Origin of the sequence: Ruegeria sp. HKCCA0235A (genome assembly GCF_013033235.1) — a bacterium.
Taxonomy (GTDB): Bacteria; Pseudomonadota; Alphaproteobacteria; order Rhodobacterales; family Rhodobacteraceae; genus Ruegeria.
In genome coordinates, this window is record NZ_WQDQ01000005.1 from 64,546 (window position 1) to 86,709 (window position 22,164).

The window sequence follows — 22,164 nt, forward strand, 5'->3', positions numbered from 1 at the left end:
TGCGACTACTTCCAACCGACATCACCCAAGAATATATACCCCGCCCCATAGATCGTCTTGATCAACCGCGGGTTCTTGGGATCCTCTCCCAGCTTGGTACGCAACCTGGAAATCCGAACATCCATCGCCCTGTCAAAACTGTCTCCGGCTGCGCCGCCCAGGGACTCCTGCATTTGTCCCCTGCTGATCAGCCGCTTGGGGCTTTCCAGAAACAGCCGCAGGACTTCCCCCTCTGCATGGCTGAACGGCGTTTCGTCACCTGATTCACTTTCAAGGACGTATCGGTCAAAATGTGCGGTCCAGCCGTTGAATTCCGCCGTGTCCGAATGAGAGGTCTGAGTGCGGGGTGTTCTTAATCTTGCCCTGATCCGCGCCACGACTTCCGCAGGGTCAAACGGTTTTGTAATATAATCGTCTGCCCCAAGTTCCAGCCCCGTAACACGGTCCTGCACCTGCGCGCGCCCCGAAATGATGATCACGGCCGCGCCTTGTTCCAACGCCAGACGATGAACCAACGCCAGCCCATCCGTATCCGGCAATGACAGGTCGACCAGACAGACATCGGGCGTCACACGGTTGAGCGCAGCCTCGAATTCTCGCGCGCGGGAAAAACTCTGCGTACGGAAACCGGCATCCTCCAGAGCGTCCGTTAGGATGCGCCGGATTTCGGGTTCGTCATCGAGGATGGTAACCAGCGGTTGCGTCATCAGGCGGCCTCGGTTTGGATCAGGGCTGACAATTGAGCCTGCGAAAATGGTTTACGCAACACCGGGGCCAAGGCAAGGGCGCGCTGGTACAACGGGTCCGAACTGGGCAGCGATGTCATAAGGACACATGGGAATCCCGGCTTCACCTGCCGCAAAATGTCCAGACCGGTACCACTTCCTTCGAGACGGATATCGGACAGGACAAGAGAAATGTCTTCAACGCTGTTTATCAACGCCAGCGCCTCATCTACCGAATTGGCCTCGATGACGGCGAAGCCCAGCTCTACCAGCATATCCCGAAACTGCCCCCGCAGATCTTCGCTGTCTTCGACCAGAAGTACCAGACCGTCTTGCACGGGCGGAGCTGGCCGATAGGGCAACCGCAAAACGACGGATGCGCCTGATGGCGTGTTCTTGAGGTTCAGATCGCCCCCGGCCAGCTTGACAGTGTCATACACCATGGGCAGTCCAAGCCCCGACCCGTCGCTTCCCTTGGTGGTAAAGAACGGGTTCAGCGCCTTTTCCAGCGCCTCAGGTGTAAAGCCCGGGCCGGTGTCCGATACGGTGATTTCAACCCAGATTTCTCCGATGGTATGCGCGCTGATTGTAATCTGGCCCGAACTGCCGCAGGCATCCCGCGCATTCAGCACCAGGTTCAGCAACGCATCCTGCACCATTCCCGGGTCCAGCATCAAAGCCCGGTCGGGCAAAGTGTTGACCACCGACAAACCGACGCCGCGCGGCAAGGAAGGCGAGGCCAATATTCTCAGGTCTTCCAGCAGCGCCTTCATGTCCGTGGCCTGAGGATGTGGCGTTCGGTTCCCGGTCATGTCCGCAATCCGATTCAGCAATTGCCCACCCCGACGCGCCGTTTGCTGTGTCGCGGCAACCAGCTCATGTGCTTCATCCGACAGGTCCATTTTGTTCAGTTTGGACTGCATCCCAAGGATGATCGTCAGCAAGTTGGAGAAGTCATGAGCCAACCCACTGGTCATCTGGGCGGCCATAGCTCGGCGGCGCGTTTGCTGCAAAACGACGCGCGCCTGCGTTTCTTCGGTGATATCAACCGACATTACATATACGCCACCGGCGTCATCCGGCGTGAATGAAACGCGGATACGGCGGGAATCCTGATCCTCGTTGAACTCGAATACGGAGGTTTCTCCGTCATAGGCTTTTGCCAGATGCGCTTTGACCCGCCGATACGCGGCGGCACCAAGCGCTTCGGATATGTGAAGCCCAAGAATCTCCGACGGACGTCCGGGCAGGACCGCGCTCAAACGGCGGTTGGAGTAGTCATATCGACCAGTGCTATCCAAATGCGCGATATGAGCCGGCATCATTTCGGTCATCATGCGTGTGCGGGCTTCGATTTCGGTCAGCTCGCGTTTGGCCTCTTCCAATGCCTTGATCGTGGCTGCAAGCTTTCGGTTGGTTGCAGACAGTTCTTCGGCGTGGCCGAGCAATTGTTCCGACAATTCTTCTGATCGCGCCCGCAGCAGGTTTTCTGCACGCCGGGTGCCGGTAATGTCAGTGTAGACCGCAACCCATCCGCCCTGTGGCAACGGCGCGCCTTCTATCGAGATAACCTGCCCGTTGGGCCTTACGCGTTCCATGTAATGGGGCTCGAAAGCCAAAGCCTGCTCGACGCGCAGGTTCACCATTTCTTCCACACTTTCTTCGTCACCGTATTCGCCACGGCTGGCGAGAAAATGGATGGTATCCCGAAACAAAGCTCCGCGTTCGACCAGCTCGTCCGGCAGGTCGAACATTTCCTTGAACCGACGATTGCTCAGCACCAGTTTCAGGTTGCTGTCATAGATCGAAAGCGCCTGACCGATGAGATTCAATCCGGCAGTCGTCATCGCCTTTATGCGCTGTTCGGTGATGTCCAGGTTCGTCTTCTCCACGCCCCATGGGTACCATCAGAATTGATGCGCCGGTAGTGGAATTGATGAACGACAAAACGTCTCATGCAACTTCCATGATCCAACTGAAAATAGCGCGAAAGCGTGCAGTGATCCTAATATCTGGAACGGGACTTCGCGCCTTCGGAAGTAATGGAGTGCAACGACAAGGTATGATCCATGTTTCGCATCCGATGGCGCAGCATCTGTCTGCCCAACCGGGCAAGATCAGCCGCAAACGCAGGGTTTTCCGCAAGGTTTTCGAATTCTCCCTGTCCCTGGTGATCAAACAGGATCGGCGGCAGGTCGGCTGCAAATTCGATCAACGTGAATCGTTCGTCCCGCAATATTCCCAGACAGGAATCACTGTTGCCCGTTCCCAACCGCCGTTGCCAGAGGGTCGGTTCTTCGGGTTCCGAGAAATCCAGCTCGCTGAAGGAATAGCTGCGCCAGTCATCGGGAACGTCGCCGTGCAACAAGGGCAGCAAAGACCTGCCATCCATGGCGTTTGTAACAGTCTGCCCAATCCAATCAAGGATAGTCGGCGTGACATCAATCGACTCGGTAGGAACGGTCACTTTCGCGCCGGCCATAGCCTCGTTCCCCGGCAGACGTATCATCAACGGTGTGTGATAGGCAGCGTCGTACACAGTCATTTTGCCCCAGCTGTACCTGTCGCCCAACATTTCGCCATGATCAGCCGTAATGACCAGCATGGTATCGTCGTATTGCCCGCTTTCCTTGAGATACTGAACGACGCGCCCGATATGGTGATCGACCTCGGTCGCCAATCCCAGATAAACGGCACGCAAAGTGCGGATATTTTCATCCGTTGGCTCAACGTCAGCAAAGCCATGAACGAACTTTTCTGCCGTGTAGGCGTCCAGCTTTGGCCCGAAAAACGGATGCAGCGCCTTTTCAGCGGCTTCGCTCGGCAGGCGTTTCGGCAGAGGGATTTCCGCCGGATCGTACATGTCGTTATACGGGGCAGGCGCAACCAAAGGTGGATGAGGACGGATGTAAGTCAGATGAGCAAACCATCCCTCGCCTTGATGAGGTGCAATCCCGTCCAGAAACGCATCGGTCAGGAAGGCTGTGTCGCTGTGTTCTGCCCGATACACGGCCGGGTCGTTCAGCTTGGGCGTTTGACCATCCGGTGAGACAGGCTTGTAAACATCCCAATATGTATCGAACGTATAGCCATTTTTCATCAAATATGATCGCCAGGGGTATGATTCTTCCAGGCGCATTTCGACAACTTCAAGGAACCCGTTCATCGATTGCTCGTAAGATTTGAGCACGGGGTCGTTGGGATCATGGACTCGGGGATCGGCAGACGTATCGGTGTACCCGAACAGCATCGGCATATAACCGGCCTTTCGCATTTCCGTGGCGATGTTCGGCGTGTCATGACGCAGCGGAGTTCCATTTCGCACGGAACGGTGGTTCATCGCGTATTGGCCGGTCAAAATTGATGCGCGGGATGGCCCACAGGGGTTGGTGACAGAGAAGTGGCGCGTAAAACTTACCGCCTCGTCCATGAAAGCCCGAAGGTTCGGTAGCTGCACGTGCTCGGCCAGAGCGCCGTTCAGGCAATCTGCCCTCAATTGATCGATGATGATGAACAGAACGTTCTTGGCGTGATGCATACCGACTTCTCCGAATTCCGCACCCAGGGTTCCGCAGCGGAATGTGTCCCGCTTCCGTTTTTCGCGCAACCGATTAGTCGAACAGCCCTGCGTTTTCTTTTCCGGCCTGACTTGAGCCGCGAAAAGTAACGGAAATGTCTCTAGTTATGCTAGCTCCTGCTCATGGTCCGGCGTGACGCCAAGGCCATCCTTTGCGGCAAAAACCGGGTCAAAGGGCACAAAGTCATTGCAGGCATTGAATGTTTTACTTCACATGGCACCATGACGCAGCCAACGATCACATCAGAGCGCGACGCCAGCGGCAATCAAGTGCGCATTTCTGGTGAGTTGCTCACACAATCCCTGCAAACCGTGGAGCATGATTTTGCTGCGGTCCAACCTTGTGGGGGCAAGGTCGTTTTTGATCTGTCCGGCATAGAAGCACTGGATACGGGCGGGGCCTGGCTGGTTGCGGACCTAGGCCGGAGGTTCACGTCAATCGGTGCCACGCTGGAGTTTCAAGGCGTGAAACCCGCACATGCGACACTGATAGACACGGTGACACGCAGCATCCCGGACAAACCCGGCAAGCTTGAGGAGCCTCGCGGTTTTCTGGACTGGGTCGCTCATGTGGGTCAGGGCACATTCGGGGCCTGGAAGGATACCCTGTCGATCCTCGAATTTCTGGGCCTTACCCTGCACCGCTTGTTTCGGACCCTGGTCATGCCGTGGCGCCTGCGCAAAGCGGCCCTTGTCACACATATGGAGGAAACCGGGGTCAAAGCCCTTCCCATCGTGGCCCTGATGGGTTTTCTGATCGGTGTCGTGCTGGCCTTTCAGGGTGCGACACAATTGAAACAGTTCGGGGCCGAGATCTTTGTGGTCGAACTGATTTCGATCTCGATTCTGCGAGAGCTGGGAATTTTGCTGACCGCGATTATTGTTGCCGGCCGCTCGGGTTCGGCATTCACGGCCTCGATCGGTTCGATGAAAGTACAGGAAGAGATCGACGCCATGCGGACGCTGGGCCTTGACCCGATCGAGGTTCTTGTCATTCCACGTGTTTTGGCGTTGCTGATCATGCTGCCCATTCTTGGTTTTGTCGCAGATATGGCCGGCCTGTTCGGCGGCGCACTGATGAGCTGGATCGATCTGGGCGTAAGCCCGGGCATGTTTGTCACCCGTTTGAAGGAAAACACCGACGTCTGGCAACTTGCGGTTGGGTTGATCAAGGCACCGTTCTTTGCGCTGGTCATCGGGGTCATCGCATGCTGGCAGGCCTTGCAGGTCAAAGGGTCGGCCCAGAGTGTGGGGCAGCGTACAACCGCATCGGTTGTGCAATCCATTTTCATGGTGATTGCAATCGACGCATTGTTTTCGATTTTCTTTTCCGAAATCGGAATCTGACATGAACGACGGCACGCAACACGAAACGGAACAGATCGCATCGCAGCGTGACGCCGTGATCCGCGTTCGCGGTCTCAGGAACCAATTCGGAACGCAGGTGGTTCATGACGATCTGAACCTTGATGTCTGGCGTGGCGAGGTTCTGGGCATCGTTGGCGGGTCCGGAACCGGAAAATCCGTTTTGCTTCGTACGATTGTGGGTCTGAACAAACCAGCCGCCGGCAGTATCGAAGTGCTGGGCGTGGATGTCTTAAACGGCCCTGAAGAAGATCGCCGCAGGATCGAACGCCACTGGGGCGTGGCCTTTCAGGACGGCGCGCTGTTTTCATCGCTGACCGTATTGCAAAACGTGATGGCCCCACTTCGAGAACATACGGGCATCAGTGAAAAACTGATGGAATCGCTGGGTGCGTTGAAGATCAGCCTTGTGGGTCTGCCCCAGCTGAGTTGCGGCAAGTTTCCATCGGAACTGTCAGGCGGCATGCGAAAGCGCGCCGCGCTGGCACGGGCATTGGCGCTTGATCCCGAAATTGTTTTTCTGGATGAGCCGACCGCAGGATTGGACCCGATTGGCGCGGCTGCATATGATGAACTGATCGGCGAATTGCAGCAGGCCCTCGGGTTGACTGTTTTCATGGTCACCCATGATCTGGACAGCCTTTACGCCATCTGTGACCGAATTGCAGTGCTTGCAGAAAAACGCGTGCTGGTTGAAGGTCCGATTGAGGATATGACCAAAGTGGATCATCCTTGGGTACAGGAATACTTCACAGGCCCCCGCGCCCGCGCGGCGCAACAGAAGGGTCAGGACAGGTAAAGGCGATGGAAACCAGAGCAAATTACATCCTGATCGGCGCGTTCACCCTTGCGGGGCTGTTGGGCGTATTCGGCTTTTTCCTGTGGTTGGCGAAATTCGAAGTGACCCGCCAATACGCTTATTACGATGTATTGTTCGATAATGTCTCGGGGCTTTCGGCGGCGGGCGGGGTGAATTTCAACGGCCTTCCTGTTGGGCAGGTGATCTCTCTGAACCTGGACGAGGACGATCCCTCCAAGGTTCGCGTGCGAATAGAAGTGGATGCAGATATTCCGATCACCGAAGAAACGATCGCCCAGCTTCAATCGCTGGGTGTTACCGGCGTCGGTTACGTTGAACTTACCGGCGGGTCACCGACTGCCAAAAGGCTGCCGCAAGACAGCGTGATCAAAAGCAAGCGCAGCACCATCCAGTCATTGTTTGAAGGCGCACCAAAAGTGCTGGACGAGGCCGTTACACTTCTGGAAAGCCTGAACAAGGTCGTCGACGACAAGAACCGGCAAGCCGTGAGCAGCATTCTGGACAACCTTGCCTCTGCGACCGGCCGGCTGGACAAAACATTGACAAGCTTTGAATCCGTGGCCAGCGACATTGGCAGTGCAGCCAAGGATATTGGTGAATTTTCAAAACGTCTGGACCCTTTGATCGAAACGGCGGATACGACCCTCAAGACCGGCACGGACACGCTCAATTCGGTCAAGTCCGCGTCCGAGTCAGCCAGGGCTGCGCTGGACGAAGTGAAAACGACGATCGAAACGGCAGACCGCATCTTGCAGCAGGACGTTCGACCTTTCATCGAACGCGGGTCGCAACTGGCCGAACGGTTGACCCTCTTGTCGGATGAAGGCAGCGTCACTTTGGGGATCGTGAACGAGACCGTGTTGAACGCCAACACGACACTTGGTTCGATCACATCTGCAATGGACACGGCCAAAGGTGCGCTGTCTTCGGCGGAAACGGCCTTTGAATCAGCCAACCGCGTCATGGAAGAAGACGTGGCGCCCGTTGCGGAAGATATCCGGAAGGCGGCCAACCAGGTCACCGAAACAGTCTCGAACATCACCGGTAAGATCGATCAGATTTCAGACGATGTCCTGAGCGCTTCGAACTCTGCCTCAGAGCTGCTGGGGACAATTGACGGCATCGTTCAGACCAACCGCCGGCAGGTGTCAGACTTCCTGCGCGTGGGTCTGCCGCAATTTATCCGCTTCGTCGAAGAATCCCAACGCCTGGTAATCAGCCTCGACCGTCTGGTGGACAAGGTCGAACGTGATCCTGCGCGGTTTCTGCTGGGCACCCAAGCATCGGAGTTCCGTCAATGATCAAGCCTGCACTTGCAATTCTGACGTTTGCATTGGTCGGTGGATGTGCCGGGTTGGGCACTTTGAAACAAGCCGCGAAACCCAACGATCTGTATCTGTTGACACCCAAAAGCACGTTTTCGTCAGCGCTGCCGCGAATACAGAAACAGATCGTTGTTGAAGAACCAACGGCAACCGCCGCGGTGAACACGGATCAGATCGCCATTCAGCCCACCCCGTTTCAGGTTCAGTATTTGCCACGGGCGCGATGGGTGGATCGCGCACCCCTGATCGTTCAGACGCTGTTGATCGAAAGCTTTGAGAACTCTGGCAAAGTCGCTGCCGTCGGCCGTTCAACGGTTGGTCTGCGCGCTGATTACGTGATCGCACCGGACCTGCGCGAGTTTCAGGGCATCGTTGTCGCGGATCCCGAGAACGGAGACAAAATCCGTATCGAAGTGCGGATGAACATCAAGGTCATCGATGAATACGACGACAAGATCATCGCTTCGAATTCGTTTCAGGAAAATGTCGTTGCCGCAAGCGACCAGACATCAGATTTGATCAAAGCGTTTGATTTGGCCTTGGGGCGCGCGATGCGGGATTCCGTTGAATGGAGCATTCGCAGGATCAACACGCATGTGGCCAACAATCCCAGATCGAACCCCAGTTGAGTTAAGCCACATGTCAATACGGTGAGCGCGGGCGCAGTTCGCCCACGCCTGTTCTGGGTGAACGGTTGCTAGTAACGGATCGGGTCTCAGAAACGAGATGCCGAAGCGCGTTCCCAATCCGCCGCGAATTCCTCGGGAACCACATCTGCCAGCAACGCACCATCCTCCAGATAGGTGTAAAGCTCGCCATAGGTGCGCTCATGCTCGTCCGCCGTGCGCCGCAAAATGTCGCGTGGATGCAGCTCGGACACTTTTTCCTTTCCCATCGCACCCAAGAGTTCGCGGAAACTTTCCAGTGTTGCGTCGTGATACCGGTGAACGCGCCGCCGCTTTTGCGGGATGTTCACCGCGCGCCCGCGAACTGGATCCTGGGTGGCGACCCCGGACGGGCAACGGTTAGTGTTGCAATGCAAGGCCTGAATGCAGCCCACCGCAAACATCATCGCCCGCGCCGCATTGCACATATCCGCACCAAGCGCGAATTTCTCGACCATGTCGTATCCGGTCGCCACTTTGCCCGCACAAATGATCCGGATCTTGTCGCGCAGCCCTACGCCACGCAGGCAATTGTTTACAAAAATAAGCGCCTCGTTCAGGGGCATGCCCAGACGGTTGGTGAACTCGACCGGGGCCGCGCCGGTACCCCCTTCTGATCCGTCAATGGTGATGAAGTCCGGCAAAATTCCTGTCTCGAGCATGGCCTTGCAGATCGACATGAACTCGGACGGGTTGCCAATACACAATTTGAAGCCGACAGGTTTGCCGCCGGACATTTCGCGCAGATGCTGAACAAAATGCATCAACCCCGAAGGCCCTTCAAAGGCACTGTGAGTTGGGGGGGAAATCACATCCTGATGCTCGGGCACCCCGCGGATTTCGGCAATTTCGGCATCGACCTTGGCAGCGGGAAGAACGCCCCCATGCGCAGGTTTGGCACCTTGGGACAATTTGATTTCGATTGCCTTGACCACATCCTTTGTGGCCCTTTCGGCAAACTTGTCCTTGTCAAACCCGCCTTCCGGCGTTCGACATCCAAAATAGCCCGTCCCAATCTGCCAGATGATGTCGCCGCCTTCGGCCAGGTGGTGAGGAGACAACCCGCCTTCACCGGTATTGTGGGCAAAGCCTCCGTCCTTTGCCCCGCCGTTCAGCGCGCGGATGGCGTTGGCGCTCAGCGCGCCGAAGCTCATGGCAGAAACATTGAGACGCGAGGCGCTGTACGGCTTCGTGCATTGTGGCCCGCCCAACATGACGCGATCTTCGCTTTTGTCCACATGTTTGGGCGCAAGCGAATGATTTGCGCGGTGATATCCAACCTCGTTTATGTCGTATTGCGTTCCGAAGGCCTGCGTATCCATCTGGCCCTTGGCGCGGGAATAGACCAGCCCGCGTACGATCCGGTTGTAAGGTCGGCCGCTTTCGTTGGTTTCAACGAAATACTGTCGAATTTCCGGGCTGACGAATTCAAGCATGTACCGGAAATGCCCCAGAACCGGATAGTTGTTCAGAACATTGTGCTTGGTAGTCAAAACATCATAAAGGCCGATGACCGCGTAGGGCACCAAGATGACCAAAAACCAATGTGCGGGCGGCCAGAAGAACCCCAACAGCAACACGAGCGGCAGGCAGACATAGCTCAGAAAATAGTAGATCCTGCGTACAATCATGTTCCTGTCTCCTCGTGTTTCCGCCGGCAGTTGCGGGTTCCAACAGCACTCAACGTGAAACAGATTGATTTTTAATTGCAAGCTTTCGCGGGAATTTATCCGCCCGAAGACGAAAACGTGAAAACGCGTTACGTTGGCTCAACAGTTGAACAGGGTGTCGCCAGTGGATATGCCACGCAAACCAGAAGACGACAGGCATTCACTTGACAAAGACGCATTCCCAACACCGGCGCGACCGAAAGAGCCTTATGTTTCTCGCCGTCTTTGCCGGAGGGGCGCTGGGATCGTTGTTGCGCGAAGTTTTCGCGCTGGAAATCCCCGGCCTCAGTTTCCTCACGTCGACCTTCGGCATCAACGTGGCGGCCTGTTTCGTCTTGGGGTGGCTGTATTCAATACGCCACAAGGTGCACGCGCATGTGCTGCATCTGGGCGCGGTCGGATTTTGTGGTGGGTTGTCCACCTTTTCGTCTTTCGTAGCTGATCTGGAACGTATTGCCGAAAGTGATCTTTGGGCCGTGCCGCTTGCCGTCGGGTTGGAAATCGCTTTCGGCATTGGCGCTGCGCTGGTCGGAGAGAAGCTGGGCAACCATTTTCATTCCGAGAGGTCACCGTCATGAATGATCTCTATCTTCATGCGATGTTCGGACTGGGCGGAGGCCTGGGGGCGGTCCTACGTCATTGGCTGGCTTTGAAAGTGCGGCACGATTTGCCCTTTTCAACGTTGATCGTAAATGTACTGGGCAGCCTGCTGCTGGGGATCTGGATCGGCTATCTGGGCGGCCCTGTCGACATCCCCGAGGATCAAAGACGGCTGGTCTTTGGATTCTGCGGCGGGTTTACCACCTTCTCCAGCTTTGCCTATCAGTCTCTTGAACTTCGGCGCGAGCGGACTCTGGTTCTGGCAGCTGGCAATATCCTGATCAGCCTGGCGCTGTGCTGGTTCGCCCTGTGGCTTGGGCTGACCTTGACGCGCTAATGCACATGAGCGGCAACATGTGACCCGGGCTTCGGAGCGCGACAAAAGAAAAGCAATGGAATAGTGGCCAAGGCAAGCAGACCCAGATTGTTGAATACGGTCAAATAGGAAATCATCTCGGCCTGCTTCATGATTTCCTGGCCCAGAATGGCAGCACCTTCAGCGCTGTCTGGCGCAAGGCCAAGCGGGCTCAGATACGCCTGGGCCGCGGGGTTGTAGGGCGTCACATTCTGGCTGAGCACCGCCGTATTGGTCTGCAACCCGCGTACAACCCAGGTGCCGACCAGCGAGATGCCAACCGACGATCCCAATTGCCTTGTCACGTTGAACAGACCAGAGGCTTCGTCCTGCCGGCCTTTACTGATGCTCTCGAAAGCCAGTATCGACATCGGCACGAACACAAGACCCATCCCGAGGCCGCTGATGGCCCCCGGCCAAGCGAGCTCCCAAAAACCGGCATTGAGGTTGATGGCCCCCATCATGAAATTCCCGACCGCCGTCAGCAACAGACCGATGCCCGCCAGCAGGCGCGGATCAAAGCGGTTTACCAGAACTGCGCCGGTCAGAACCATGGACAGCCCTGCGGTCAGGCCACGCGGAATGAACAGATGGCCCGACGCGATGACTGGGAAATCCAGCAGACTTTGAACCAGCGTCGGCAAAATCGCGATGCCCCCGAACAGAGACACGGCAAAACCCGCGATGATCAGATTGCACAGGGCAAAGTTTCGATCTGCGAACAGACGCAGGTCCACAACCGAAATGCGAGAGGTCAACGCGTGAAAAATGAATCCCAACGCCCCGAGAATTGCTGCGATCACGGCCACCTGGATGACGCGGGACGACATCCAGTCCAGTGTCTCGCCTTGATCCAGGACGAATTGAAGGCACCCGATTCCAAGAGCCAGCAGAGCAAGGCCTTTCCAATCGATCTGAACCTCCTCGGTTTTATCTTCCGGCAATTCTCCGGCCAGCAGAAGCAGTGCAAGGGCCGCCACGGGAACGTTGACAAAGAAGACCATCCGCCAGGAAAAATATTCGGTCAGGATCGCACCGACCGTTGGCCCCAGAACCGGCGCCACCACGACGCCCAGACCGAAGATGGCCATTGCCTGTCCGCGCTTTTCCCGCGGGAAGGCATCGAACAGAATGGACTGGGACAAAGGGATCAGGAAAGCGCCGAACATGCCCTGAGCCAGCCGAAAGGCAACGATGACCTCAAGGCTCCAGGACATGCCGCACATCATCGACATGACGGCAAAACCAGTCACCGCCGTCAGGATCAACCGTCGTCGGCCCACGCGTCGGGCGACGAACCCTGTCAACGGCATGATGACCACCGCGGAAACGATATAGCTGGTCAGAATCCATGTCGCCTGATCGGTCGTCGCCCCGAATGCGGCCTGGATATGCGGCAACGCCACATTGACAATCGTACTGTCCAAGACTTCCAGAATGGCGCTGAGAACAACGGCGATCACGATCACCATGTTCACATGGCCGGACGCCGCAGGGGTCATTTGCCGTCCACCGGACCTGTTGTATCTATGACAACTTTGCTGCTGCCTCCGACACGCAAGGGCGCATCGGTCGGGTCAAGCTCGATCCGAACCGGAAATCGCCGGGTGACCTTGACCCAATTCCCGCTCGCGTTTTCCGAGGGCAACAAGGAAAACGTGTCCCCGGACCCTCGCCCGATTGACGCCACCTTACCTGTAAGCGTCGTCCCAGGGAGCATATCGACACGTATCGTGACTGGCTGCCCCGGACGAATGCGCGTCAATGCGGTTTCTTTGAAGTTCGCGTCCACCCACCAATCGGACGATTCGACAATCGAAAATTGCGGGGCATTGGCGGACACCGAGGATCCGGGGCGAAGGGTCAGATTGGCGATCCATCCGTCGGCCGCGGCATGGATCTTGGTCCAGGCAAGGTTGGTTTCCGCTATTTCAAGCTGTGCACGCGCAGACAGGATATCATCCTGTTTCGCCTGCAACCCACTTTTCAGTGCCAAAAGGCTGGACTGGCTCGTCGTCAACCTAGCAGAGGCTTGGGCGAAATCCGAGGCCGTCTGATCCAGCGATGCCTGTGCGACATCGCCTGATGCAAACAGGGCTTTCGCACGTTCAAAACTCTTCAATGCAGTATCGTAGGCCGATTGGGCGCTGTCCACCGAAGCCTCTGCCGCCGCAATCTGTGTGGAATAGGATTTGGCCTGTTGTATCGCACTGTCCAGATTGGCTTTGGCTGCATCCACCGAAGCCTTGAATTGAATGTCGTCGATCGTGAAAAGCAGATCGCCGTTTTTCACGGGCTGGTTTTCTATCACATGTACATCGGCCACCTGCCCTGTCACCTGCGCAGCGACATAAATGATGTTCGCGCCCAGATATGCATCCTGAGTGGACGGGTAGCGCTCTTCGTGCCTCCAGAACAGAACAAGACCGACTGTAATTGCTGCAAGTATCAAAGCCACGGCTGCGATTTTGAGTGGCTTCATTTTCGTATCCCTTTCTGCACACGACCCATGAGCATCACATCACATGCATGTGCATTCGTATTGCCAGATTGCCCAGCACCCAGACCGTTCCAAAAATCATGATCAACAGAACCATCGTGGAAAACAGAACCAGATGCAGGTCTTCACGACTGCTGCGCCGGCGATCGATGTGCAGGAAATAAACAAGTTGCAGAACAAGTTGGGCCAGACCCAGCAATCCAATTGTCAGGTAAACACCGGGGGTTTCGATCCCAAACAGATGGGCCACGCCGAAGGTCGCAAAAGTCAACAGCAGCGAACCACCGTATCCGATCACATAGCGCCGACGCTCGCGACGGTGCATTTCAGAGCGCTTATCCATAGGTCAGACCTCCGAAATAAACGATGGTGATGATCCCGATCCAGATCAGGTCCAGAAAATGCCAGAACAGTGCCAACCGCACCACACGCGAGATAATGACGTCCGTCATCCCTTTCACGCGCAGCTGAATACCCAGAACGATCAGCCACAGGCACCCTGCGGCGACGTGCAGACCATGCAGCGGAACAAGTCCGAAGAAGGCCGACAAGAAACCGCTGCGCTGCGGAATGCCACCTTGTTCCGCCATGGCCATGAAATCACGCACCTCCAGCACCAGGAAGCTGATGCCCAGAAAAAGCGTGACGCCAAACCACAAGACAATGCGAGCGCGCGACAGATTGTATTTCAGCGCCAGCATGGCAAGGCCAACCGTCAGGCTGCTTGTCAACAGGATGAGCGTCTGCGCAAAGACGCTTTTGAGATCAAACAGCTCGTGCGGGCCGGGACCACCGGCCTGTGCATCGATCATCGTGATGTAAATCGCAAACATCAGGCCGAAATAGACCAGGTCGCTCATCAAAAAGACCCAGAACCCGAAGGTGACGACCTCGGTCGCCTTGTGAGCACTCGCGTGACGTTCCCCTAGGTTGATACCCGGATAGCTGTGGGTGGGCGCGCGCTTCATGTCACCGCCTCCAGATCGGGGCGGGCGAGGCCGCGATTTTCCGGAGACGTCTCGAAATCGCGATCCACCGCCTTTTCACCGTGAACCAGTGCGAGCCAGGCTTCGTGATCCTTGCGCACTTCTTCCGCCGGTATGGTCAGCTCGGTACTGTCGTCGAACGTCCATACGATCACCGCCAGGATCATCAGAACCGTCATCAATGCAGCCAACCACCAGATCCACCAGACCAGCGCGAACATCCAGATACCACTCATGACACACAGAACGAAACCAATGCCTGTATTGCGCGGCAAATCGATATCTTCATAGGCGTCGGGCGTTGGGTAGGCTGCCCCCTTTTCCTTTGCTGCCGCAAAATCATCCCGGTCCGCAACGGTTGGGATGATCGCAAAGTTGTACGGCGGCGGCGGCGACGGGATAGACCATTCCAACGTCCGCCCATCCCATGGATCTCCAACGGGAACGCGGGTCTTTTCGCGGTCGCGGATGCTGACCCAAAGTTGGATCAGAACCGAGAGCAACGCGCAGGTAATCACCAGCGCCCCGACGATCGCCACCATCATGAAGGGATGGAAAGATGGGTCATCATAGCTGAAAGAACGGCGCGGCATCCCCATCAGCCCGACGAAATAAAGCGGCATGAAGGTCAGCAAAAACCCTATGGTCCAGAGGGCGACAGTCACGCGGCCCCAGAATTCGTTCAGGCGAAATCCGAATGCCTTGGGGAACCAGTAGTTATAGGCGGCCAAAAGTCCAAACAGCACACCCGGCAACAGTACGTTGTGAAAGTGGGCCACCAGGAACAATGTATTGTGTACCTGATAATCCACGGTCGGATTGGCCAGGATCACCCCGCTCAAGCCACCAATCACGAACAACATCAAAAATGCCAATCCATACAGCATCGGCACCGAGAATCGGATGCGCCCCCGCCACAAAGTCGCCATCCAGTCATAGACTTTTACACCGGTGGGGATGGCGATCAGCATGGTTGCGATGCCAAAAACGGCGTTGATCAGGGCGCTCTGCCCCATGGTGAAGAAGTGGTGCAGCCAGACGGTAAACGACAGAACCGCGATCGACATCGTAGCGATGACGAGCGAGTTGTAGCCGTAGAGCCTCTTGGCCGAAAAAGTCGCAAAAACTTCGGAGTAGATGCCGTAAGCGGGCAGAACCAGCAGGTAAACCTCGGGGTGGCCGAACAGCCAGAACAGATTGGCGTAGTTCATCATATTGCCGCCGAGGTCATTGGTGAAAAAGTGGAAGTCCAAATAGCGGTCCGCAGCCAGCAAAAGCGCCGCGACGCCCAACGGCGGCATGGCAAAGACGATCAGGATCGAACTGCATATGATGGTCCAGCAATACATCGGCAGCCGCATGAAGGTCATGCCCGGCGCGCGCATCTTGTAGATCGTAACGGCAAAATTGATACCGGTAAGCGTCGTGCCGACGCCCGAAACAACGATCGCCCAGATCCAGTAGTCCGGCCCAACGCCGGGATTGAAGGCGGCCCCGGTATAAGGTGGGTACGCCGTCCAGCCGCCGGTCGAGAACCGCCCCACGACCAGCGAAACCATAAGCATCATGCCGGAGGACACCGTCAGGCCCAGACTGATCTGGTTCAAGCGTGGGAACGCCACATCCCGCGCCCCGATCATCAGCGGGACGACATAGTTCGCGATGCCAAAGACAAAGGGCACCGCGACAAAGAAAATCATGATCGTGCCATGGGTACTGAACAGCTCGGCGAAATGTTGGGCTTCCAGGAACCCGTCGCCCGGGCCGGCAGCCTGCTGCGCGCGCATGACTACGCCTTCCAACACGCCGCGCGCCAGCATGACGATGGCAAAGACGACATACATGATCCCTATCTTCTTGTGATCAACACTGGTCAGCCAATCGCGCCAGAGGGGCGTCCACAACCGAAACCAGCTGAGCAGGCTGACCACGACGACAACGCCAACCAAGACGATTGCGGCCGCGGCGTTGGCAACGATCTCATTCGCGTTCGGGTTCTGGATCAACCCTGTGATCGGAAGCGCATCCCAGTTGAGGCGGCCTAGGAATCCTGAATAGGACGGCGTCATTGCTGCACCTCCTGCCCGAAGGATGCCGTTCCCGGCTGTTGATCCACCGGCAGTGCTTTGCCGCTGTGATAGCGGTGCAGGATTGTTTGAAACAAATCTTGTTCCATCGTGAAGTACAGCGCGTCCTTTGGCATCTTGTCGGTGCCCAGCGCTGCCTGCACCTCATCCCTGTCTGTCCGCATCGCGAGCATCTGATACGTTTCCGGGTCCAGTCGGATACCATTTTCGCGCACTTCCCGGGCCCAGCTTTCAAATTCATCACTGTGCATGGCAACGGTACGAAATTTCTGTTTGGTAAAACCCCGCCCGTTGTACTGCGTGTTCTCGCCTTGCATGACCTCGGGGACGTCCGCGACCAGATGCAGTTGCGTGGTCATTCCCGGCATCGCGTAAATCTGGCCCGCCAGCGCAGGGATCATGAAGGATTGCATGACGGTATCGGTGGTCAGCGTCATGGCCACTTGCCTTTTGGTGGGAATGCCGAACTCGCCCACACTGGCGATACCAAGATCGGGATAGATGAACAGCCACTTCCAATCCAGCCCGACAACCTGCACTCGCAAGGCCGGGTCTTCACCAAATGTCGACGCATACGGATCAAGCCGATGGGTGGCCTTCCAAAGGTAGAACGACAGGAGCGCCACAATCACAACGGGCACACCCCACATGAGGAATTCCAGTTTCGCGGAAAAATCCCAATCCGGTCGATAGGCTGCGTGACTGTTCCTTCGGCGGCGATATCGAAACGCGATCAACGGCACCAGTATCAGGACAGGGATAACAGCCACCATGATCAAAGCGGTCGCCCGCAGCAGATGCGTTTTCTGGATGGCGGCAATGGGTCCTTGCGGATCCATGAAACTGTCGCTGGCGGAAACCATGTGCGGCATCGACACAAACAGGATCACCGCCATCGCAAGCAAAGGGATTGGATTGGGCGTTTTTACATGTGCCATGACTGACTGCCCTTTCCTCAAACAAATTTTATTCGACTATCGACAAGTGCGTGAATTTTCTCAAGAGTTTTTCAAACCACAAATTGCCCAAGTCTAACCCAATTCAACTTCGGGTATATAGAACCAAGGATGCGCGGTATCTTACCGTTGACTTGCAATCCCAACCGGGACAGACAAAATGAAGATGCGTATTCTGGTATTCTCTTTCGGGTTGATCCTGCTCTTTCAGCCCTCATTGGCGCAGGATCGTGCGGCGATCGAACGCCAGTTTCAGTCGTGGTTGCAGGAAACCGTTTGGCCCCGGGCAAAGGCCAAAGGTGTGACACGCGAGACGATGCAAGCAGCCCTCTCCGACGTGACCCTTGACTGGAAATTGCCGGATCTGGTGCCACCGGGAAGCACGCGCATAACTCCCAAGGTTCAGAAACAGGCCGAGTTTGGCTCACCCGGTCGCTATTTCAATCCGGGGTCGGTGCAAGGCGCAACATCAGCAGGACGTAAAATGGCACGGCGCCATGCCGCAACTCTGGCGGCGGTCGAAGCCGAAACCGGCGTTCCTGCCCGCATTATTCTGGCGATCTGGGGAAGAGAGAGCGGATACGGACAGGTTCCGATCCGGCATGATGCTTTCAGGGTACTGTCGACCAAGGCCTTCATGAGCACCCGTGCAGACTATTTCACAACCGAATTTGTTGCCGCCCTGCAAATCGCAGAGGCAGGGCACCAGCCCGCCCGGCAAATGAAAAGCAGTTGGGCTGGCGCTTTGGGTCAGCCTCAGTTCATGCCGTCCAACTACTTGTCTTATGCTGTCGACGGCAACGGCGACGGGGCGGCTGATATTTGGGGGTCACCCGAAGATACGATTGCTTCAATCGGAAACTACCTCATGAAGCACGGTTGGGTCACCGCACGGGACTGGGGATTCGAGGTTTTCGTACCCCAAAATGTCTCTTGCGCTTTGGAAGGCCCTGATCAGGGGCGACCTATTCAGGACTGGGTTGAGATGGGGGTACGTCGCGTCTCGGGCAACCCCTTTCCGGCCCATGAGCTGCGTGGTGACGGGTATTTGATGATGCCCGCAGGACGACATGGTCCGGCTTTTCTGGTTACGCCAAACTTCTACGTTCTAAAGGAATACAACAAAAGCGACCTGTATGCCTTGTTTGTCGGCCATGTTGGCGACCGTATTCAATACGGAATCGGCGATTTCAATGGCGCTTGGGGAAAGGTCGGCGGGCTGTACAGATCCGATATTGCCAAGATGCAGCAGGCGTTGGAACAAAAAGGGCATGATGTCGGAGGGGTCGATGGGCTGCCGGGGTTCAAAACGCGTCGTTCGATAGGTCGATGGCAAGAGACCGTGGGCATCGAACAGACCTGCTTTCCGGATGCGCTGATGAAAACAAGCCTGGCCCCGTGAGGCAAACCATGGTGCCCGGCCGACTCTGACATCCGGCCTGCTCATCGATCCAATGTGCAACAATCAGGCGTTTCCAGAACCTATCTATGGAACCAGGTGACAATTGTTGCCCATTCGAGAACACAATTTGAAAGGGCAAATCAAAAACTCGGATGCGTTGAGCAAGGCGGTCAGCCGCGCTTTTGCCAAGGAAGATACTCTGTCCGTCTGCACCCTTTGACGAGGCTTGTCCTTCAGGCCGTTTGCTTCCGAGAAGAGGGTTGTGGGCGACTTTGGGCGGGTTGCGGTTTTCCGCATGGGAAAACCACGCAAAAATAACATGATACGCGGCGCGGCAACCCGGTCGGGTCGGTTCAGGGAACGCCATGAGCTGCAAGACAAGCCGCGAAGAACAAGCCAATGAATTTTTCGTGATGGACCGGTGGTGATGTGTCCCGCTCTACACTGTGCAGTCAGCCAATGATCCAAGCGCGTCGTACATAAAGATTATATTGATACCGCATCAGACCGGGCTTTTGACTCCTCCTTGGCAAGGTGGCACGATTTGACTGATAGCAGCCTGATCCATCAGGCATCATTGATTGACAGGGTATTGCAGCCTATGAGGACATTCCGGACATTTCCTGCACTGCTGGCAAAACTTGATAATTGAGAGGCACCATGACACGCAAAGTTACCAAAGCGGTTTTTCCAGTAGCGGGCATGGGAACGCGTTTTTTGCCAGCAACCAAATCCGTTCCGAAAGAAATCATGACGCTGGTGGATCGTCCGCTGGTGCAATATGCAATTGACGAGGCCCGTGCAGCCGGGATCAAGGAGTTCATTTTTGTAACGTCGCGCGGGAAATCCGCGCTGGAAGATTATTTCGATCACAACCTGGTGCTGGAGCAGGAGTTGAGAGCCAAAGGCAAAAACAAGCTTCTGGACGTGCTGAACAAAACGAATATGGAAAGCGGCGCGATCGCTTATATCCGCCAGCACAAAGCTCTGGGGCTGGGACACGCGGTCTGGTGCGCCCGGCGGCTGATCGGCGACGAACCATTTGCCGTCATGCTGCCTGACGATGTCATCGCCGCCGACAAACCCTGTCTGCAACAGATGATCGAGGCCTACGAAGAAACCGGTGGCAATATGGTCGCAGCGATGGAAGTTCCGAGGGAAAAGACAAGCTCTTACGGCGTGCTCGATGTTGGCGACAATATCGGGTCTGTCGTCCCCACCAGAGGCATGGTTGAAAAGCCTGACCCATCAGAGGCACCATCCAATCTGGCGGTCATCGGCCGGTATGTGCTTCGGCCGTCCGTTTTGAACAACCTCAACGCAAAAAAAACCGGAAGCGGCGGCGAAATCCAGCTGACCGACGCCATCGCCCAGGACATTGCCGCCGGAGTGCCGGCCTACGGTTATAAATTCGATGGTCAGCGTTTTGATTGCGGTTCAAAATCAGGCTTTTTGCAAGCCACCGTTGCTTTTGCTCTTGCCCGCGAAGACCTGCGCGATGATCTGAGCCAATATCTGAATGACATTGTCGCCACGGGGAAAGCTGCTCAGTAGTCACAGATTGTTTTACTTGACTAAAAACAAGGCACGTGCATGACCAGTACAGTCTAACCCGTCGTTCTTTGCGGAGGCTCGGGAACACGTTTGTGGCCCCTGTCACGCAAAAGCTATCCCAAGCAATTCGTTCCTCTGGTCGGCGAAACAAGCCTGTTGCAGAATTGCGCGGAACGGATGCTCGGTCCTTCTCAGGCACTGTAAGCAAAGCCACTTGTTCTGACCAACGAGGCTTTTCGCTTTATTGTCCCGGAACAATTGATGGCCGTCGGAATTGACCCCGGGCCAATTCTGATCGAGCCCGAAGGTCGAAACACCGCCCCCGCTGTTCTTGCCGCAGCCTTGTATCTGGCGGCGCGAGATTCCGATGGCATCATGCTGGTGGCGCCGTCTGATCACGTGGTTCCGGACATGGACGCCTTTCATCAAGCCGTTGCCGAAGGCGTACGGGCAATAAGTGAACGGCGCGATCTGGTTACCTTTGGCATCACTCCGACGCACCCGGAAACCGGATACGGCTATCTCAAACTCCGCCATCCGCCGGATATGACCCATGAGGCTGTCCCATTGGATCGTTTTGTGGAAAAACCTGACCGCAAAACGGCCGAGGCGATGCTGTCGGATGGCAGCTATCTTTGGAACTCGGGGATCTTCCTGTTTGCAGTTCGCGATATCCTGGCAGCCTTTGAACAGCACGAGAGCGAACTGATCCCGCCGGTTCAAAAGGCCGTTTCCGAGGCAAAAACGGATTTGGGATTTCTTCGACTGGACCCAGCGGCATGGGCGGGTGTGGAAGACATTTCAATAGACTACGCAGTGATGGAAAAAGCCCTGAACCTGAGCGTGGTGCCTTATTCCGCTGGCTGGTCCGATGTCGGAAGCTGGACCGCGGTTCAAGAGCTGTCGAACCCCGATGAAGACGGTGTGGCGACCAACGGAGAAGTAACGGCAATCGACTGCCGCAATGCACTGATACGGTCCGAGTCGCCGGCGCAGGAAGTCGTGGCAATGGGTTTGGAAAACGTAATTGCCATTGCGATGCCCGATGCGGTTCTGGTCGCGAGCATGGACAAGGCCCAGGACGTGAAACAGGCCGTTGCAGCGCTGAAGGCCAAAGGGGCGAAGCAGGCAGAATCCCTGCCGGTGGATCATCGTCCGTGGGGCTGGTTCGAAAGCCTTGTGATCGGAGACAGGTTTCAGGTCAAACGCATCCATGTGCATCCCGGTGCGTCGCTCAGTCTGCAATCTCACCATCATCGTTCCGAGCATTGGATCGTGGTCGAAGGCACGGCCAAGGTCACCATCGATGATCAGGAGCGTTTGGTAACCGAAAACCAATCCGTCTATATCCCACTGGGAGCGACACACCGAATGGAAAACCCCGGGAAAGTTCCCATGGTTTTGATCGAAGTTCAGACTGGCACCTATCTGGGTGAAGACGACATCATCCGATACGACGACATTTACGCCCGCGATTGATTCTCGGGCATTGCTCTGCACGGAAACACCCATCGGCGGGTTCCCCGCAGACATCAGAATCTTACCAAAATCTTCCCTGGGCGGTCGGCCCGGTCAGA

At 56.2% G+C, this 22,164-nt stretch carries 18 protein-coding genes and 1 pseudogene; 9 read left to right on the forward strand and 10 right to left on the reverse strand.

Annotated features, from left to right (window positions below):
* Positions 1–5 precede the first annotated feature (5 nt).
* From GOW56_RS10260 to GOW56_RS10270, 3 genes are all read right to left on the reverse strand, one after another.
* A complete protein-coding gene (locus GOW56_RS10260) occupies positions 6–707 on the reverse strand; it encodes a response regulator transcription factor (protein ID WP_152460491.1) in 702 nt (233 codons plus the stop codon).
* Positions 707–2,572 (reverse strand): PAS-domain containing protein, encoded by a 1,866-nt coding sequence (locus GOW56_RS10265; RefSeq protein ID WP_371807903.1) that lies wholly within the window; start codon positions 2,570–2,572, stop codon positions 707–709. The genes GOW56_RS10260 and GOW56_RS10265 overlap by 1 nt, the downstream gene beginning before the upstream one ends.
* 158 nt (positions 2,573–2,730) lie before the next feature.
* Positions 2,731–4,263, reverse strand: a complete 1,533-nt coding sequence (locus tag GOW56_RS10270) for an alkaline phosphatase family protein (protein ID WP_171205804.1) — start codon at positions 4,261–4,263, stop codon at positions 2,731–2,733.
* A 261-nt stretch (positions 4,264–4,524) separates the two neighbouring features.
* Here GOW56_RS10270 and GOW56_RS10275 point away from each other — a divergent pair, with 261 nt between their 5' ends.
* Genes GOW56_RS10275 through GOW56_RS10290 form a run of 4 tightly spaced genes read left to right on the forward strand, consistent with a single transcriptional unit; the run spans position 4,525 to position 8,441 of the window.
* Positions 4,525–5,649 carry an MlaE family lipid ABC transporter permease subunit gene (locus tag GOW56_RS10275; RefSeq protein ID WP_171169910.1) on the forward strand — a complete coding sequence of 375 codons (1,125 nt, stop codon included), beginning with the start codon at positions 4,525–4,527 and terminating at the stop codon, positions 5,647–5,649.
* Position 5,650: 1 nt separating this feature from the next.
* The gene (locus GOW56_RS10280; RefSeq protein ID WP_171169912.1) at positions 5,651–6,466 is read left to right on the forward strand and encodes an ABC transporter ATP-binding protein; all 816 of its coding nucleotides are present in this window, start codon (positions 5,651–5,653) and stop codon (positions 6,464–6,466) included.
* A gap of 5 nt (positions 6,467–6,471) precedes the next feature.
* Entirely contained in the window at positions 6,472–7,788 is a 1,317-nt protein-coding gene (locus GOW56_RS10285; RefSeq protein WP_171117997.1) for an MlaD family protein, read from the forward strand.
* Positions 7,785–8,441, forward strand: a complete 657-nt coding sequence (locus GOW56_RS10290; RefSeq protein ID WP_171117998.1) for an ABC-type transport auxiliary lipoprotein family protein — start codon at positions 7,785–7,787, stop codon at positions 8,439–8,441. Before GOW56_RS10285 ends, GOW56_RS10290 begins: the two co-directional genes overlap by 4 nt.
* 86 nt (positions 8,442–8,527) lie before the next feature.
* On the opposite strand, the gene GOW56_RS10295 is transcribed toward GOW56_RS10290, so the two are convergent.
* Positions 8,528–10,108: an FMN-binding glutamate synthase family protein gene (locus GOW56_RS10295; protein ID WP_171205805.1), complete on the reverse strand. Its 1,581-nt coding sequence runs from the start codon at positions 10,106–10,108 to the stop codon at positions 8,528–8,530.
* A gap of 248 nt (positions 10,109–10,356) precedes the next feature.
* On the opposite strand from GOW56_RS10295, the gene GOW56_RS10300 reads away from it, so the two are divergent.
* Positions 10,357–10,725, forward strand: coding sequence for a CrcB family protein (locus tag GOW56_RS10300; protein WP_152460497.1), 369 nt, complete (start codon positions 10,357–10,359; stop codon positions 10,723–10,725).
* A complete protein-coding gene (gene crcB, locus GOW56_RS10305) occupies positions 10,722–11,084 on the forward strand; it encodes a fluoride efflux transporter CrcB (protein ID WP_152460498.1) in 363 nt (120 codons plus the stop codon). Before GOW56_RS10300 ends, crcB begins: the two co-directional genes overlap by 4 nt.
* Here crcB and GOW56_RS10310 read toward each other — a convergent pair.
* From GOW56_RS10310 to GOW56_RS10335, 6 genes are read right to left on the reverse strand one after another with little or no spacing between them, the layout of a single operon-like run.
* A complete protein-coding gene (locus tag GOW56_RS10310) occupies positions 11,081–12,604 on the reverse strand; it encodes a DHA2 family efflux MFS transporter permease subunit (RefSeq protein ID WP_171205806.1) in 1,524 nt (507 codons plus the stop codon). The genes crcB and GOW56_RS10310 overlap by 4 nt on opposite strands.
* Complete coding sequence (locus tag GOW56_RS10315) at positions 12,601–13,584, reverse strand: HlyD family secretion protein (RefSeq protein WP_171205807.1); 984 nt, start codon at positions 13,582–13,584, stop codon at positions 12,601–12,603. Before GOW56_RS10315 ends, GOW56_RS10310 begins: the two co-directional genes overlap by 4 nt.
* A 34-nt stretch (positions 13,585–13,618) precedes the next feature.
* Positions 13,619–13,945 (reverse strand): cytochrome o ubiquinol/quinol oxidase subunit IV, encoded by a 327-nt coding sequence (locus GOW56_RS10320; protein ID WP_224856200.1) that lies wholly within the window; start codon positions 13,943–13,945, stop codon positions 13,619–13,621.
* Positions 13,938–14,570 (reverse strand): cytochrome c oxidase subunit 3, encoded by a 633-nt coding sequence (locus GOW56_RS10325; protein ID WP_171118007.1) that lies wholly within the window; start codon positions 14,568–14,570, stop codon positions 13,938–13,940. The genes GOW56_RS10320 and GOW56_RS10325 overlap by 8 nt, the downstream gene beginning before the upstream one ends.
* Positions 14,567–16,657 (reverse strand): cbb3-type cytochrome c oxidase subunit I, encoded by a 2,091-nt coding sequence (locus GOW56_RS10330; protein WP_171205808.1) that lies wholly within the window; start codon positions 16,655–16,657, stop codon positions 14,567–14,569. Before GOW56_RS10330 ends, GOW56_RS10325 begins: the two co-directional genes overlap by 4 nt.
* Positions 16,654–17,613, reverse strand: coding sequence for a cytochrome ubiquinol oxidase subunit II (locus tag GOW56_RS10335; RefSeq protein ID WP_253284241.1), 960 nt, complete (start codon positions 17,611–17,613; stop codon positions 16,654–16,656). The genes GOW56_RS10330 and GOW56_RS10335 overlap by 4 nt, the downstream gene beginning before the upstream one ends.
* A gap of 178 nt (positions 17,614–17,791) precedes the next feature.
* Here GOW56_RS10335 and GOW56_RS10340 point away from each other — a divergent pair, with 178 nt between their 5' ends.
* The 3 genes and pseudogenes from GOW56_RS10340 to GOW56_RS10350 form a co-directional block, all read left to right on the forward strand.
* Positions 17,792–19,033, forward strand: a complete 1,242-nt coding sequence (locus GOW56_RS10340; RefSeq protein WP_171118011.1) for a lytic murein transglycosylase — start codon at positions 17,792–17,794, stop codon at positions 19,031–19,033.
* A gap of 660 nt (positions 19,034–19,693) precedes the next feature.
* Positions 19,694–20,587, forward strand: a complete 894-nt coding sequence (gene galU, locus GOW56_RS10345) for a UTP--glucose-1-phosphate uridylyltransferase GalU (RefSeq protein ID WP_171118013.1) — start codon at positions 19,694–19,696, stop codon at positions 20,585–20,587.
* A 57-nt stretch (positions 20,588–20,644) separates the two neighbouring features.
* A pseudogene (locus GOW56_RS10350) lies at positions 20,645–22,066 on the forward strand (mannose-1-phosphate guanylyltransferase/mannose-6-phosphate isomerase); the annotation flags it as partial.
* Positions 22,067–22,164 lie beyond the last annotated feature (98 nt).